11 protein-coding genes are annotated in these 15,813 nt (G+C 35.5%); 8 read left to right on the top strand and 3 right to left on the bottom strand.

Features of this window, described 5'->3' with window-relative positions; genetic code table 11:
- Window positions 1-8 precede the first annotated feature (8 nt).
- The 7 genes from AC4FQ5_RS14895 (at window position 9) to AC4FQ5_RS14865 (ending at window position 6,923) form a co-directional block, all read left to right on the top strand.
- On the top strand, window positions 9-836 hold the full coding sequence (locus tag AC4FQ5_RS14895) for a rhamnogalacturonan acetylesterase (RefSeq protein WP_491144554.1): 828 nt from the start codon (window positions 9-11) through the stop codon (window positions 834-836).
- Window positions 837-846: 10 nt separating this feature from the next.
- Window positions 847-2,508, top strand: coding sequence for a glycoside hydrolase family 28 protein (locus AC4FQ5_RS14890; protein ID WP_491144552.1), 1,662 nt, complete (start codon window positions 847-849; stop codon window positions 2,506-2,508).
- 33 nt (window positions 2,509-2,541) lie between these two features.
- Window positions 2,542-3,444 carry an alpha/beta hydrolase gene (locus AC4FQ5_RS14885; protein ID WP_491144550.1) on the top strand — a complete coding sequence of 301 codons (903 nt, stop codon included), beginning with the start codon at window positions 2,542-2,544 and terminating at the stop codon, window positions 3,442-3,444.
- 6 nt (window positions 3,445-3,450) lie between these two features.
- Entirely contained in the window at window positions 3,451-4,428 is a 978-nt protein-coding gene (locus tag AC4FQ5_RS14880; protein WP_491144548.1) for a pectinesterase family protein, read from the top strand.
- 253 nt (window positions 4,429-4,681) lie between these two features.
- Window positions 4,682-5,419 (top strand): rhamnogalacturonan acetylesterase, encoded by a 738-nt coding sequence (locus tag AC4FQ5_RS14875; RefSeq protein WP_491144546.1) that lies wholly within the window; start codon window positions 4,682-4,684, stop codon window positions 5,417-5,419.
- 188 nt (window positions 5,420-5,607) lie between these two features.
- Window positions 5,608-5,949, top strand: coding sequence for a cupin domain-containing protein (locus AC4FQ5_RS14870; protein ID WP_491144544.1), 342 nt, complete (start codon window positions 5,608-5,610; stop codon window positions 5,947-5,949).
- A 71-nt stretch (window positions 5,950-6,020) separates the two neighbouring features.
- Complete coding sequence (locus AC4FQ5_RS14865; RefSeq protein ID WP_491144542.1) at window positions 6,021-6,923, top strand: alpha/beta hydrolase; 903 nt, start codon at window positions 6,021-6,023, stop codon at window positions 6,921-6,923.
- 99 nt (window positions 6,924-7,022) lie between these two features.
- Here the strand turns inward: AC4FQ5_RS14865 and pelA are convergent, their stop codons facing one another.
- The 3 genes from pelA to AC4FQ5_RS14850 form a co-directional block, all read right to left on the bottom strand.
- A complete protein-coding gene (pelA, locus tag AC4FQ5_RS14860; RefSeq protein WP_491144540.1) occupies window positions 7,023-8,045 on the bottom strand; it encodes a pectate lyase in 1,023 nt (340 codons plus the stop codon).
- An 11-nt stretch (window positions 8,046-8,056) separates the two neighbouring features.
- Window positions 8,057-9,241 (bottom strand): BT3233 family polysaccharide utilization protein, encoded by a 1,185-nt coding sequence (locus AC4FQ5_RS14855; RefSeq protein WP_491144538.1) that lies wholly within the window; start codon window positions 9,239-9,241, stop codon window positions 8,057-8,059.
- A 278-nt stretch (window positions 9,242-9,519) separates the two neighbouring features.
- Window positions 9,520-9,960, bottom strand: coding sequence for a cupin domain-containing protein (locus AC4FQ5_RS14850; protein ID WP_491144536.1), 441 nt, complete (start codon window positions 9,958-9,960; stop codon window positions 9,520-9,522).
- Between the two features lie 141 nt (window positions 9,961-10,101).
- Here AC4FQ5_RS14850 and proA point away from each other — a divergent pair, with 141 nt between their 5' ends.
- On the top strand, window positions 10,102-15,807 hold the full coding sequence (gene proA / locus AC4FQ5_RS14845) for an anti-phage protein ProA (protein WP_491144535.1): 5,706 nt from the start codon (window positions 10,102-10,104) through the stop codon (window positions 15,805-15,807).
- Window positions 15,808-15,813 lie beyond the last annotated feature (6 nt).

Here is a 15,813-nt window from a genome sequence, read left to right as displayed (position 1 = left end):
TTTTAAAAATGAACAAAACATTTAATCATATCATTTTATTTTTAGTTGCAGCATTTCTTCTGTCGTCATGTCAGCCTCAAAATGCCGTTACTAAAAATAAAAAAGATAAAAAAGTCACTCATATTTACCTCATCGGCGATTCTACAATGGCAGATTACACAGGAAATTATGAGCCTGGTAAAGATTATATGAAAGTTCGTTATCCCGTTACAGGATGGGGACAGGTTTTTCAGCCCTTTTTTGTAAAAGACAGTTTGAAAGGTTTAAATGGATTAAAAGATTCGGTAAAAATTATCGACAGAGCGCATGGTGGAAGAAGCACAAGAACATTTTTTCAGGAAGGAAGATGGCGATATGTTTATGAAAATCTGAAACCCAACGATTATGTTATTATTCAGTTTGGTCATAACGACGGTTCAGAAAAACATACAGAACGTTACGTGAATATCGAAGGCTACAAAGAATTTTTGAGATTATTTGTCACTCAAACGCTACAAAAAGGAGGAAAGCCAATCATCGTAACCCCGGTTGCAAGAAATTATCCGTGGAAAGATGGCAAACTGGAAAATGTTCATGGAGAATATTGGCAGGCTCCGATTGATATTGCGAAAGAAATGAACATTCCCTATATCGATTTAAACAAATTATCGATGGATTTTTTTACAAAAAAAGGTCAGGATTACGTGAGCAATCATTACTTTATGAATCTTCCTGAAGGAATTTATGAAGCATATCCTAAAGGTCAGAAAGACAATACACACTTTCAGCCGGACGGAGCAAAAGTGGTGGCACAAATGGTATTCACTGAATTTAAAAATATAATTAAAACTAAATAGTAAAAGAATAATGAAGAAATCATTCAAAATAATTAGTCTTGCCGCAGCAATAATGTTTTCGGGGCAAATCCATGCACAAAACTCTGATATTTATAAAGAAATTGAGTTTAAAATGCCGCAGGTGATGGAAACTTCTTTTCCAGCTAATACCGTTTCAATTAAAGATTTTGGAGGTATTGCAGGCGGAAAAGTAAAAAATACCGACGCTTTCAAAAAAGCAATGGATGCTTTGGTAAAAAAAGGTGGTGGTAAACTGGTGGTTCCGAGAGGAATCTGGTTAACAGGACCAATCGTGTTACAAAGCAATATCAATCTTCATATAGAAGATGGTGCTTTCATTACGTTTAGCAAAGATAAAAATGATTATCCTTTGGTTGATGTGAGTTTTGAAGGATTAAATACAATCCGCTGTCAATCTCCAATTTCTGCCAGAAATGCTACAAATATTGCGATTACAGGAAAAGGCGTGATCGACGGAAATGGTGATGTATGGAGAGCCGTAAAAAAAGGAAAACTTTCTGAAACTGAATGGAAAAAATTTGTTGCATCAGGCGGAATTGTTTCTGCTGACGGAAAAACCTGGTATCCTTCAGAAAGTTATAAAAAAGGATTTGAAAGCAGCTCAAGCTTCAATGTTCCCGATAAAATCTCAAAAGCTGAACTGGAATCTGTAAAGGATTTTCTTCGTCCGGTAATGGTAAGCATCGTAGGTTGCGATAAAGTTCTTCTTGACGGACCGACTTTTCAGAATTCTCCTGCGTGGAATCTTCACCCCTTGATGTCTTCAAATATTATTCTTAAAAATCTTACGGTTAGAAACCCGTGGTATTCTCAAAACGGTGATGGTTTAGATTTAGAATCTTGTAAAAATGTTTTGATCTATGACAATACTTTTGATGTGGGTGACGATGCCATCTGCATCAAATCTGGTAAAGATGAAGACGGTAGAAAAAGAGGAATGCCTACTGAAAATGTGATCATCAAAAACAACGTAGTTTATCATGGTCACGGAGGTTTTGTGATCGGAAGTGAAATGTCGGGAGGCGCAAGAAACATTCACGTTTCAGACTGTACTTTCATCGGAACCGATATCGGGCTTCGTTTCAAAACAACCCGCGGAAGAGGTGGCGTTGTTGAAAATATTTATGTGAAAAACATTGATATGATCAACATTCCTACACAGACCATCGGCTTTAATATGTTTTACGAAGGAGCTTCTCCTGTTTTGGAAGACGGACAAAAAGCGGAAGGTAATAAGGTTCCGGAAAAAGTATTTGCGGTAACTGAAAAAACTCCTGTTTTCAGGAATATTTATTTTAAAAACATCAATGCAGTTAATTCTGATGAAGCAGTAAGCATCAATGGCTTGGCTGAAATGAATATTAAAAATATCGTAATAGAAGATTCTCAGTTTGACACCAGAAAAGCACTGACCATCGTTGATGCAGACGGAATTGTATTGAAAAATGTTACATTGAAATACAGTGAAGGAACCGGTGCAGTGGTTTATAACAGTAAAAATGTGGACCTTTCAACACTTCAGTTAGAATCGACTCAAAAACCAACAATAAAAGTTTTAGGAGGCAAAACTTCTGCGGTAAAATTACCCAAAAATGTAACTGGTGAACAATTGCAGGTTTCCAAAGAGATTGCAAAAAATGCAGTGAAGTAATCACAATTTGAACGGTTTTTTAAAAATTAAAAAATGAGTTTTCACAAACTATATTTTCTTTTTGTTTTTTTTGTAGGAGCAAAAGCATTCGGTCAGACAAGACCGAATGCTACTCCTTACACAAACGAGGCAACGTATGAAAAACTTAGAAAGAAACATCCGTTTATTACTCCTTTGAACAGACCTGTTCCGGCAAACATTGGGATTCATAAAGATGTAGAATATGACAACATCAACGGATTATCTTTAAAAGCAGACATCTATTATCCTCTCGATACATCTCAAAAACATCCGGGAGTTGCTTTGGTTCACGGTGGCGGCTGGATTTCCGGAAGTAGGGAAAACGAAAAATATATGGCTCAGGAATTGGCAGCAAAAGGTTATGTTGCCATTGCAGTCGGTTATCGATTAGCTGATGTTGCAAAATATCCTGCAGGAATAGAAGATGTTGAAACAGCCATTAATTGGTTAAAAAAAAATCATAAAAAATATTCTCTTGATAAAAAGAAAATAGCCGTTCTGGGTGAGTCTGCAGGAGCCCAAATTGCCACTCTGGTTGGTGTCAAGAAAAATAATAAAATTCAGGCAATCGTCAATGTTGATGGAATTGTTTCATTTATTCATCCCGAAGCTGAAGAAAGCACTTATGCTGCATATTGGTTAGGCGGTGACAGAAATGTAAATCTCAAAAACTGGACAGAAGCCTCTCCTTTAGAATATGTAGATAAAAATACACCTCCTACCCTTTTCATCAACAGCTCACAACCACGTTTTCATGCCGGAAGAGACGACATGATGAAAAAACTGAAAAGCTTTAATATTCCGACAGAGTTTCATGAAATTAAAGATACACCACATTCCTTCTGGTCGGCAGAACCTTGGTTTACAGAAACTTTAAATTTAACGGTTCAGTTTTTAGATAAAAATTTAAAATAACTTTATATGAAAAAGTTTCTTTTAATATTCTTTATTAGTTTAGCTCAATTTTTTTTGGCTCAAAATGCTCCTTACCGTACTATAATAGTTGCAAAAGACGGAAGCGGAGAATTTTCAGCGGTTCAGAAAGCCATCAATTCTGTCAGAGATTTAGGTCCCGGTGAAGTTTTAATCAAAATAAAAACAGGGACTTATAATGAGAAAATTGTTATTCCATCCTCAAAACATAAAATCACTTTACAGGGCGATAGCAAAGACAATACAATCATCACCAACAATGATTTTTCCGGCAAACTTGATCTATTGAATGAAAAAATGACCACTTTCAATTCTTACACCCTTTTGGTGATGGCGGATGATATTAAAATTTCTAATCTTACCATTCAAAATAGCTCTTGCAATGAAGGTCAGGCGGTTTCACTTCATGTGGAAGGAGATAGATTTATCATTAAAGATTCCAAAATTTCAGGTTGTCAGGACACAATTTATACTGGCGGAAATCACAGCAGACAATACTACGAAAACTGTTATATCGAAGGAACGACTGACTTTATTTTTGGCTCGGCAACAGTTGTTTTTAAAAATTGTACGATTAAAAGTTTAGCCAATTCCTACATTACCGCCGCATCGACAGATCAAAGCAAGAAATACGGTTATGTATTTTTTGATTGTAAACTGATTGCAAAAGAAGGAATCACAAAAGTTTTCCTCGGAAGACCTTGGAGACCGTATGCAAAAACGGTGTTCATCAATACCGAAATGGGAAAACACATCGTTTCCGAAGGCTGGAATCCGTGGAAAGGTGACAAAATGTTCCCTGAAAAAGAAAAAACAGCTTATTACGCAGAATACAACAGCAAAGGTGAGGGCGGAAATATGGCTCTAAGAGTTCCATGGTCGCACCAATTGACTAAAAAAGAAATGAAAAATTACACCATCAAAAATATTTTTGAAGGCTGGAACCCGCATATGAGTAATAAGTAATTGGTAATGAGTAATTATTACCACAAGAAAACGACATAGGAAAATGGAGCGTTAAGAAAATTAAGTTTTCATCCGTTAAAAAATTCCCACTGTTGAAGCGCGAGACCAATTTTTAACCGAAGAACAAACTTTGAATTTGTGCAAGTTTTGGGAATTTTAGGATTAAAATTTAGTTTTTAGCGAAAGTTTCCAAGTCTTGAACTTTTGGCTCTTTTGTTTCAAGACAAAGAACATATTTATAAAATTATTTAAAATGAAAAAGATACTTTTAATTCTAGGCATTGTAATTTCATCATTATCAATAGCACAGAAAAAACCAACCCTATTTTTAATCGGCGATTCAACCATGTCAAACAAAGACAATCCCGATAAAAATCCGGAACACGGATGGGGACAAGTTTTACCCCAATTTTTAACAACCGGAATTGAAGTGCAGAATCATGCGATGAACGGAAGAAGTTCAAAAAGTTTCAGGACAGAAGGAAGATGGGATAAAGTTGATAAACAGCTTAAAAAAGGCGATTTTGTCGTTATCCAGTTTGGTCATAACGATCAGAAACTGAAAGATTCTACAAAATTCACCAATCCTCATACGCAATATAGAGCCAATCTTGAGAGATACGTAAACGAAACCAGAGCAAAAGGAGCAACACCCATCTTGATGACGTCAATTGTCAGAAGAAATTTTAATGAAAACGGAGTTTTAATTGATACACATTCTGATTATCCTTTGGTTGTGAGAATGGTTGCCAATGATATGAAAGTTGCTTTCGTAGATTTACAGCTTTTGACCGAACAAATGGAAATCTCTAACGGACCGGAAAAATCAAAACTGCTTCACCTGCATTTCAAAGAAGGGGAAAATTCTTATTATCCTAAGGGAAAAGCTGACGATACGCATTTATCAAAACTCGGCGCAGAAACGGTTGCAAAACTGGCTTTGAAATCGTTGAAGAGCTTGAAAATCGGTTTGGAAAATTATATAAAATAGTTTTAAACACAAAACACAAGAATTTTACTCGTTCTTGTTATTTTTGTTCGTAAAGTCGTTTCATTCACCAATTAAACGTTCTGTTTGTCATCCTGAAAGGATCTAAATTATTCTTAATTCATTGTTAAGATGCTTCCAGCATGACAAAGTGAGTGTAAAATTTAATTAATAATTTAAAAAAGTATAAAATGAATTTCAAAAAAGAACCCTTCTTTGACGGAAATTCCGAATGGGAAGATTTAGGAAACGGTGTCTCAAGACAATTCGTAGGATACAATTCTCAGGTTATGATGGTGATTGTAAAATTTGAAAAAGATGCGGTCGGAGCATTGCATCAGCATTTTCATTCACAAATCACTTATGTTGCTTCCGGAACATTTGAAGTAACCGTTGATGGTGAAGTTAAAATATTACAGAAAGGTGACGGATTTTTTGCTCAGCCAAATATTTTTCATGGTGTAAAATGTCTGGAAGAAGGACAGCTGATTGATGCTTTTACACCATTTAGAGAAGATTTTCTTAAAGATTAATTGATCAGATTCAAACCTCACAGGTTTTTGAAACCTTTGAGGTTTAGAAATACATTTTAAATTAACAAACAATGAAAAAATCTGTTTTAATCATATTGATGATGGTTTTTAATCAAATATCCGCACAAGAAAAAATTAATATCTGGCCAAAAGGTCAGATGCCAAATTCCAAAGGATTATATTTAAAAACCGAAGAAAAAGATGGAAGAATTACACAAATCAAGGAAACCGAGCTTTTTGCTTTTTTGCCTCCCAAAGAAGACAGAAAACAGATGTCTGTTATCATCATTCCCGGCGGCGGTTATTACAAACTTACTTACGATCTGAACGGTTTCCAAATTGCAAAATGGTTTAATACTTTAGGAATTTCAGCCTTTGTTTTAAATTACCGGTTACCGATTTCCCCCGATGTTAAACAGAGAGAACTCGCTCCGTTACAGGATATTCAGGCAGCGATAAAATATCTTAGAAAAAATGCTGATCAGTATGGTATTTCACCCGATCAGGTCGGAGTTATAGGAACTTCTGCAGGCGGACATTTAGCTGCAATGGCAAGTAATATTTCTACAGATTACACAGAATTAAAAGGCGATTGGGAAAATTTGTCTACCATTCCGAATTTTGCTATTCTGGTTTCTCCTGTTATTGATTTAGGAGAGTTTGCACACGCAGGAAGCCGCAACAGCCTGCTTGGTGAGAACGCTTCCCAGGAAAAAATCAGCGAATATTCTATGCAAAACCGTGTAACAGAGAAAACACCGCCTACTCTTTTGATTCATGCACAAAATGATAAAGCAGTTCCTGTGATGAACAGCATTTTGTATTATCAGGCAATGACAAAAAATAAGGTAAAAGGCGCCATGTTTATTTTCCCTGAAGGAGAACATAAAATCGGAATCATGAACAGAACCGAACTGACCGACAACTGGAAAAAATTATGTTCGGACTGGCTGAAAACGATAAGTAATAAGTAATTGGTAATATGTATTTTTTTTAAATTGTGCTTTTGCAGGTAACCATTATCTTTTATTAAAAATAAAAATCCTGATACTTTCATATCAGGATTCTGTGTTTTACTCGGAAATTTTGTTTTTCTTCAGCCATTTCGGAAATTCTTTTTCTATAAGCTTGGTTCCTGATTCATTATACCAGCTGTATCCCATTCTTCGCTCTTCAGAAACATCTTCATAATTAAATTTTACGCTTCCGTCACGATCGCCGAAGATCGGTCTGTTGGTAGGAATGTCATAAAATCTCGCCCAGACTGCAGATCCTTCTTTTTTACTTAAAGTACGGATTGCTTTGCCACCCTCTTTCGAAACATCATAAGCATAACCATCGATTTTACTTTCTTTAAACCACTGTATTGCAGATTTGACGGATTTTTCAATCTCAGGAGTTACTGGCTGCATCATAAGAAATTTGACAATATTTACGGATTCTCCGGTTGCCAGAGACATCGGCTCAAAAGCTCTGGCTTTTTCAGGTTTTAACGTGATTTCATTATACTGGTCTGCCCAAATTGAAGGCTTTCCATTTTGGAGAACCTGAGTTTTCAAAATACATGTAATTCCTTTTTGTAGAGCGACTTTTGACTTCTCCTTTAACTGAGGATTTACGACTTCAAAACCTTCTTTTCCTTCAGATATATTGTACAAAATCGTCAATACGTTGATCATTGCATTGTCATTGTAAGTCACCTGCTTTCTGTAGATCGCCGAATTTGGAAAATACTGCGGAAAACCACCATTCTCGTACTGCATAGAAAGTAAATATTCAATTCCTCTTTCTGCTGATTTTAAATAAGCCGGATTTTTTGTTGTGCTGTAAGCTCTTATCAGTCCGTTGATTTCTTTTGACGTTGCATTATTATCGATGGTGGCAAGATCATTGTCGTTCGCTTTGATTATTTTTAAAAGTTTAGAATCTATTTTTAAAGTGTAATCAACATTTTTTTTATCGCTGTTATGTTTTCCCCAACCGCCGTTCGGAAGCTGATAAACCAACATTTTTTCCGCCAAAGTATCTTTTACCTGAGCAGAAAAAACCGTTGTGATCAAACAGAAAGATGCAATTGTGAGTTTTAAATCAGTCATTTAAAATTTAGTTATTTAATTGTAATAATTAAAGGATTGGCAAGAATCTGCGTCTGTTTCTGAAGCATTTTTTCCCAGTCACTTTGAGTTTGTATCTGTCTACTTTTCTGCCACGCAAATCCTGCGTAATAAGTCAGTTTTTCCTGAGGTTTCGTTACCACGAGCAAATTGCTCTGATCCGGAGTTTCAGATTTGAAAGCTACCGATTTTTGAACGATTTTAGGATCAATTACGATTCCTTCGCCTACAAAAGCATCATCTATTTTTTCCCAGTGCAGATAATATCCGTTTTTATCATTGAGTTTGCTCTCGCCCTCATTTTTGTGCAAAGTAATTCCTACAGTATAATTCGGAACAGGTTTTTCGGATTCAAAAGTTGATTCAAACTTAGAAAAATTTGAACCCAGATCAAGAGAAATTCTTTTGGTTTCTTTCACACCAAATTCACTCCACGGAGCATATGTTAGCTCGAATACCGTTCTCAGCGGACCTTCTGCAATTGTTTTGGAGGTAATAAAATTCCGGGAAACCTGCAGTTGTTCATCTTTCCAGATTCCGATGCCTCCCGTTCCGCGGCTGTCTCCTACGTGATAAGGATCGTAGCCTTCTCCTCTCGTGTCTTTGTGATAAAACATAGGATCAGTCAAATATCCTTTGTACCATTTATTAATTACGGGTTGATCCGTTCTTTTCAGCCAGATATCGACACCACTTGAAAGTGTGCTTCCTTTTACTTTTGCCAAAGCTTCCGCCTGACCTTTCGGACCATACACTCTGAAAGCAACCTTATCATTTTCCCATGTGTAATCATCTGCTCTTTCAGGAACCAATCTTGAATAAGTGGTTACTTTACTTTCAGGAACAGGAGTTGTTGCATCTGCAACAATTGTATAAGAGTTTGTTTTTTTCGCATCTAAATTTGCCTGAAAAAGCAATTCGTCATTTTTTCCGTCTCCATCGTTGTCAATCCATTGAATAGGAAGATATTGTTTTTGGGCATCTTTTATTCTTAAGTCTTCTGCTTTATTTTTCCCTAAAAACGTCTTCAGCTGATCAATTGAAATAGAAACGACTTCATTTCTTGCAAAATCCTGAGTATTTTTCACCTGAATTAAAGTCTGCGCAATCACGGAATCCGCCGTTATGCAAACGATTGCACAACTTAATGCTTTTGTTAAAAGTTTATTTATCAACATAAAAAGTCATTTTATCAAAAGTAAAAATATTCTTTAAATTTTCACTTTTTAAAACCTTAAATCTTTCATAAAAAATTAATTAATTTCCCAGACAAAATTTCTTTATTTGTAAATGTTAATTAAATCCATAAGTAAGGATCACACTTTTTACAAAAAGCACAGTTTCATAGAATAGTGGGTTTGGATTTTACTTATTTTCGGTTTCGTTTAGATGATTTATAATTGCTTGATAATGATGAGTAATTTTCAGCTTCAGAGTTGATCTTTAATTAATCAGACTACCTCAAATCCTTTTTAATAACCAGATATTTTAAATCTTTATCTCCGGCATTGCTTATGCCATGCTCCGAATTTGGCGGACAATACAAACTCGTATTCGAACCTACTTCGATCGTTTTACCATCAAGATAAAAAGAAGCCTTTCCTTCAAGAATATAAAAAAACTCTTCTTCAGGATGACGGTGTGGCGCGTGGGTCGATTTTCCCGGTTCCACAATGCTCATTTTCAGAGTATTTTCTTCAGTAAGTTTTTTATCGGCAAACCAATACTGATATCCTGATTTTGTTTTTGTAGCCTTGGTCAAAACAAATTCATTCACACAGTTTTCTATGGTATATTTAGCAGATTCTTGCGCTGTAGATATTTTCTGAGCATATCCTGTTTGTTGACACAGAACACTAAAAACTATGGCTATTGTAAATTTGTTTAATTTTTTCATTCTTTGGAAATTATAAGTAAAAAAACAAATTTAAAAATTTAAAGCAATTCTCCCATTCCGTGAAACCGTTTTGTCAATATCCTTTTTATTTCTAAATTGCGCTATCTCCCGAAAAAGAGAGTGATAAGCACAAAAAAATTTATGAATCAGATTATTCCATTCGACTTACAGATACAGCACCATTCATACATCAACTATACATTTGTTTTAAATAAATACAACTTCCTTGAAAAAATATCTTTTCGAGAAGTGACGGAAGATCTGGAAAATTTAAACCTACAAATTTCATCCTCACTCGGAATATTTGAAACTTACAATGTTTATATCGACCAACTGAAAAAAGGTTCGTTGTATAAAATATCATTATTCAATTTTGCCTTTGATAATGCTTTGCTTAGAAGTCTTTCAGAAAAAGATTTAGACACAATCACAGTTGAAGTCCTTCAGAATAACGCATCGCTTTTCAGACAAAATTTTTCTGTTGAAGTGCTCCCGGTTGATTATTTTGGCGGTTTACAGACGTTTCCACAATTATTGGCTTCTTATGTGACTCCAAACCATTCGCTGATCTATAAAATTAAATCTGATGCGATAAAAATTCTTGAACAGAACAATCTGAATCCGTCTTTTGAAGGATATCAGGCAAAAGATAAAGAGCGTGTTTTACAAATGGTTTCGGCTATTTATAAATCGATTCAGAATTTAGAATTAATTTACAGTGCGATGCCGCCGAGTTTTGAGGAAACCGGACAGAGAATCCGGTTAGCAGATCAGGTTTTAGAAACAAAATTCGGAAACTGTATTGACATTTCTCTCCTGTTTGCAGCATGTCTGGAAGCAATTGACCTGAATCCTATTCTCATAATTACAAAAGGTCATGCCTTCGTCGGCGTCTGGCTCGATGATCAGAGATTTGATGCAATGGTCAATTTTGATCAGGCCGCCATTTCAAAAAGAATTGCCAGCGGAATTAAAGAAATTGCTTTGGTTGAATCGACCCATCTCTGCAAAGGAAGCACTCTTTCATTTAAACAGGCGATGAACAGCGCCGAAACGCAGATCATGGATTCTCACAATTTTATCTTGTCGATTGATATAAAAAATACAAGATCAAACGGTATTTCTCCATTACCTTTATTAAAAATTGAAAATATATTTAATGAAGATTTAAAGATCAATTCTCAATTAAATAATGATGATCTGGATGATGATTTTGAGATGGGAACTTTGTATTCCGATCTCGAACTGACCGACACTTCAAACCTCACCAAGCAGAAGATCTGGGAAAGAAAACTGCTCGATCTGTCACTCCGAAATAATCTTCTCAATCTGAGATTTACCAAAAGTATGCTGCAACTGGTAGATTACAAAGTCAATTTGCTTGAAGACAGTTTGGCAGACGGAAAAACTTTTACTATTCATCCGAATAACAATCAGCCGGTTCTGAGAAAATACAATCTGTATCATGAGCCGCTTCATCCATCGCAACCTCTTTTCCAATTGGCGGATGATGAATTTAAGTATAACAAAATCCTAACCTATTATCATCAGGATGATCTGGATGCCATTCTGACCCATCTTTTCAGAAGTTCAAAATTAGCTGAAGAAGAAAACGGAAAAAGCACTTTGTACTTGGGAATCGGACTTTTAAAATGGTACGAACCTAAAAATAAAGATGTTCCAAGATTTGCACCAATTCTTTTGATTCCAGTTGAACTTTCGAGAAAATCGGTAAACTCCAAATTCATGCTTCGAAGCCGTGAAGAAGAAACGATGATCAACATTACACTTCTGGAGTACCTGAAACAGGAATTTAAATTAAATCTAAACAGCTTAGAAACTCTACCGACAGACGAGTTAGGCGTTGATGTTCCTAAAGTATTAGCCATAATTCGAAATGCAATTTTGAATCTTGAAGGTTGGGATGTTTTGGAACAAATGGTTCTCGGAACTTTTTCGTTTAACAAATTGATTCTTTGGCAGGATATTTCGAAATATGCTGAAGAAATTCAAAAAAGTTCGATTGTCAAAAGTCTGATCGACGGAAAGCTAAGTGAAACATTAGAATCAGTTGAGCTTGATACCGACAATCTGGAAAATATGTCTGCTTCAGAACTGATGCTTCCGATTTCCACAGATAATTCTCAACTGAATGCAGTAAAAAATGCCCATCAAAATAAAACGTTTATCCTTCACGGTCCTCCGGGAACAGGAAAATCGCAGACGATTACCAATATCATTGCAGATGCTTTGGCGAATGATAAAAAAGTATTGTTTGTTGCTGCAAAAAAGGCCGCTCTGGATGTTGTTCACAGCCGGTTGGAAAATATTGGTCTGGGAGCTTTCTGTCTCGAACTTCATTCCAACAAATCAAAAAAATCTGATGTTCTGAAACAGTTTGAGAGAACTTTGGAAGTTCCGAAATATCAAATCAATGCAAATTTTGCGGAAGAGGCGAAACGTCTTGATCACCGCAAATTGGAATTAGGAAAATACATCAATCAGCTTCATAAAAAATTTAAAATCGGATGGAGTCTTTTTGATACTATTTCTTATCTCGAAACGCATCAGATCAAAATGGATGACCGTTTTATGATTGATATTCCGTTAGAAAACATTGACGTTACCACCTGGAATAACTGGAAAGACTGGCTGATTCCTTTTGCTTCTATCGTTCAGAAAATCGGGAAACCCTCTTCTCATCCTTTACAACTGATAAAAACCGAAAGTCATCAATATGAAAATAAAAATCTGATTATCAATGCGATCAATCAATATATAGATAAGGAAAGTGCAGCATTAAGAATCAAAGAAAACCTTCAGTTACAAAAATCTGATAATAATTCGGTAACTGATTTGCTGGAGTTTTTACAAACCAATTCAGTTAAAACCAATCTTATCGATATCAGCTTTGACGAAACGCAATCGAATCTGTTTAAAAACTGGCTGACTCAGCAAGATTTGCTTCAGAAAATTGAAAATCAGATTTTGGTACAGTTTAATTCGGGAATTTTTAATCTAGACATTCAGCCATTGAATATTTTGTGGAATCAGGCGAAACACACCTGGTTTATTCCAAAATGGTTTAAGCAGAGAAAAGTAAAGCAACAATTGAACGGTTACAGCAAATCCGGAATTGAATCTGATGTGCAGATTGATGAATTGTTTGCGAAGCTTGAAGAATTTAAACAAATTAAAAATCAGCTTTCGAATCAGAATTTTGCATTGATTACAACTTCTGCGACTCCTTATTTTAACGGAAATTCTTATGATATTTTAAGTATTGAAAAAGACTTCAACATTATTCAAATTGCAAAAGATTTAGGTCAGAAAACCGGAACTCAGAACTTTCAGATGTGGTTGAAGGAATTTTTAACCAAAAACGAAACGCAACAAAACTTACCTGATTTTATCAATCAAATTAAAGGTTTTCAGGAAAGCAGAATTGATCTTCTACATTATATTTCTGAAATTCCTGCGAATCCGGAACTTCAAAATATTATTCAGAATATTGACCAACTCGACAATTGGGTCAACTATAATGTCTTAAAAGCTAAGGCAAAAGATCTCGAACTCGATTGGTTTATACGATTTTTGGAACAGGATGTACTCAACACAAATTCTATCGAACAGGAATTTGCGAAAATCATTCATCTGAATTTATTCATTAAAACCATTTATAAATTCCAGACACTCAACAGCTTCGACGCCGATATTTATGAATCTCAGATTCAGCAATATAAAGATCTGCACAAAGAATTTACGCAGCTTACGAAAAATCAATTGATTTTAAAACTGAGTGACAGAATCCCGAATTTTGTACAGGAAGCCGCTCAAAGTTCAGAAATCGGAATCTTACAAAAAGCCATCCGAAACAAAGGTCGAGGTTTGTCGATCAGAAAACTGTTTGACCAGATTCCTGCTTTGATTCCGAGATTGAAACCATGTATGTTGATGAGTCCGATTTCTGTGGCGCAGTATTTTGATGTGAATCAGGAACATTTTGACCTTGTAATTTTTGATGAAGCATCACAGTTGCCGACTTCAGAAGCGATCAGTGCTTTGGCGAGAGCAAAACAGGCAATCATTGTGGGAGATCCGAAGCAAATGCCGCCAACAAGCTTTTTTGCTTCCTCAAAAATTGACGAAGATAATATGGAACTGGAAGACCTTGAAAACATTCTCGATGATTGTTTGGCTCTTTCAATTCCTTCAAATTATCTTTTGAGACATTACCGAAGCAAACATGAAAGTCTGATCTTGTTCAGTAATGCTCATTTTTACGACAATAAATTGCTCACCTTCCCTTCTCCTGATGATCTCAACCGAAAAGTGACGTTTGAGTTCATCGATGGGTTTTATGACAAAGGAAAAACGAGAACCAATGTAAACGAGGCAAAAACGATTATCGGTTATATCAAAAATCATTTTCAGAATAAGAATAAAAAGTCGATTGGGGTGGTCACATTCAGTCAGACTCAGCAAAATCTGATCGAAGATTTATTACAGAAATTATTCCAGGAAAATCCTCATCTGGAAGAATTTTCGATGAATAATGAAGAACCTATTTTCATTAAAAATCTTGAAAATGTGCAGGGTGACGAAAGAGATATTATTTTGTTTTCTGTGGGCTACGGACCGGATGAAGAAGGAAAAATTTCGATGAATTTCGGACCGCTGAACCGTGACGGCGGATGGAGAAGGCTGAATGTTGCGGTGACGAGAGCCCGATATGAAATGAAAGTATTTTCATCTTTGAAAGCTGATCAGATTGACCTCAACCGTACCAATGCTGAAGGCGTAAAAGGTCTGAAAAACTTCCTGAATTTCTCTGAAAAAGGTTTGGCAAATCAAAATCCGGTTGTTCAGAATCAAAATGAAACATCGATTGTCAGCTCGATTGCTCAATTTTTGGAAACTCATGATTTGAAAGTGAAAACCAACATTGGAACATCAGACTACAAAATCGACATCGGAATTATTGATCCTGAAAATAACAATGAATACCTGCTTGCAATCTTGGTAGACAGTGAAAATTATTTTAAAATCAGTACAACCAACGATCGTGAACTTCTTGCCCCGAATGTTCTGAACAGTCTTGGATGGAATGTTTTCAGAATCTGGACACTGGACTGGATTAAAAACAAGGAAAAAATTATTATTGAGATCAAAACGCAGCTTGAACAGATTAAAAACAATGTAAAAATCAAAGAAGAGGAAAATTCAGAAATAAAAATTCCTGTTAATCACCTTTTGAGCGAAATTGATCAGGAAGAAATGATTCCTTCTTCTCTACCTTATGTTTCAGCAGAAATTATTGCTTCACAAGATGCGAATTCTGAGTCTATTTATTTCCCGGAGAACAGGAATCTTTTGGAAAATCAAATCACGAAGATCATTGAAACAGAAGCACCGATCAGCCAGAATATGTTGCTTAAAAAAATCCTGAAACTCTGGAATACTTCGAGAGCGGGTACGAAACTTAGCAGTTATTTGGATGAAATTATAAATTCTGTCCCGAATGTAAGCAATACTGAAACCTATCAGAAATTTTATTGGACAGAAACTATCAAGCCTGAAAACATATCTGATTACAGAGATAATTCAGTCGAAAAAAGATCGATCGATGATATTGCCGCAGAAGAAATCTCTATGGCGATGATGGAAATTATGAAGTCAAATTTAAGTGTTAATAAAGATGAATTAATCAGGGTAACTGCAAAACAATTTGGTTTTTTGAAAGTGGGTGCACAGATTGAAACGGTAATAAAATATTGTATTGATGATTTGATCAGAAAAGAATTGTTGGTTGAGAATGAAGGAAGAATTGTTTACACAAATAAATAGATCAAT

The organism is Chryseobacterium sp. DT-167 (assembly GCF_058310155.1).
Note: the sequence above shows the minus strand (reverse complement) of the source record. Positions and strands in the feature narration are given on the sequence as shown.

What these genes read in the sequence shown, in the direction of transcription:
- AC4FQ5_RS14895 (WP_491144554.1), top strand. Translation starts at nt 9, where the DNA reads ATGAACAAAACATTTAATCATATCATTTTATTTTTAGTTGCAGCATTT.
- AC4FQ5_RS14890 (WP_491144552.1), top strand. Translation starts at nt 847, where the DNA reads ATGAAGAAATCATTCAAAATAATTAGTCTTGCCGCAGCAATAATGTTT.
- AC4FQ5_RS14885 (WP_491144550.1), top strand. Translation starts at nt 2,542, where the DNA reads ATGAGTTTTCACAAACTATATTTTCTTTTTGTTTTTTTTGTAGGAGCA.
- AC4FQ5_RS14880 (WP_491144548.1), top strand. Translation starts at nt 3,451, where the DNA reads ATGAAAAAGTTTCTTTTAATATTCTTTATTAGTTTAGCTCAATTTTTT.
- AC4FQ5_RS14875 (WP_491144546.1), top strand. Translation starts at nt 4,682, where the DNA reads ATGAAAAAGATACTTTTAATTCTAGGCATTGTAATTTCATCATTATCA.
- AC4FQ5_RS14870 (WP_491144544.1), top strand. Translation starts at nt 5,608, where the DNA reads ATGAATTTCAAAAAAGAACCCTTCTTTGACGGAAATTCCGAATGGGAA.
- AC4FQ5_RS14865 (WP_491144542.1), top strand. Translation starts at nt 6,021, where the DNA reads ATGAAAAAATCTGTTTTAATCATATTGATGATGGTTTTTAATCAAATA.
- pelA (WP_491144540.1), bottom strand. Translation starts at nt 8,045, where the DNA reads ATGACTGATTTAAAACTCACAATTGCATCTTTCTGTTTGATCACAACG.
- AC4FQ5_RS14855 (WP_491144538.1), bottom strand. Translation starts at nt 9,241, where the DNA reads ATGTTGATAAATAAACTTTTAACAAAAGCATTAAGTTGTGCAATCGTT.
- AC4FQ5_RS14850 (WP_491144536.1), bottom strand. Translation starts at nt 9,960, where the DNA reads ATGAAAAAATTAAACAAATTTACAATAGCCATAGTTTTTAGTGTTCTG.
- proA (WP_491144535.1), top strand. Translation starts at nt 10,102, where the DNA reads ATGAATCAGATTATTCCATTCGACTTACAGATACAGCACCATTCATAC.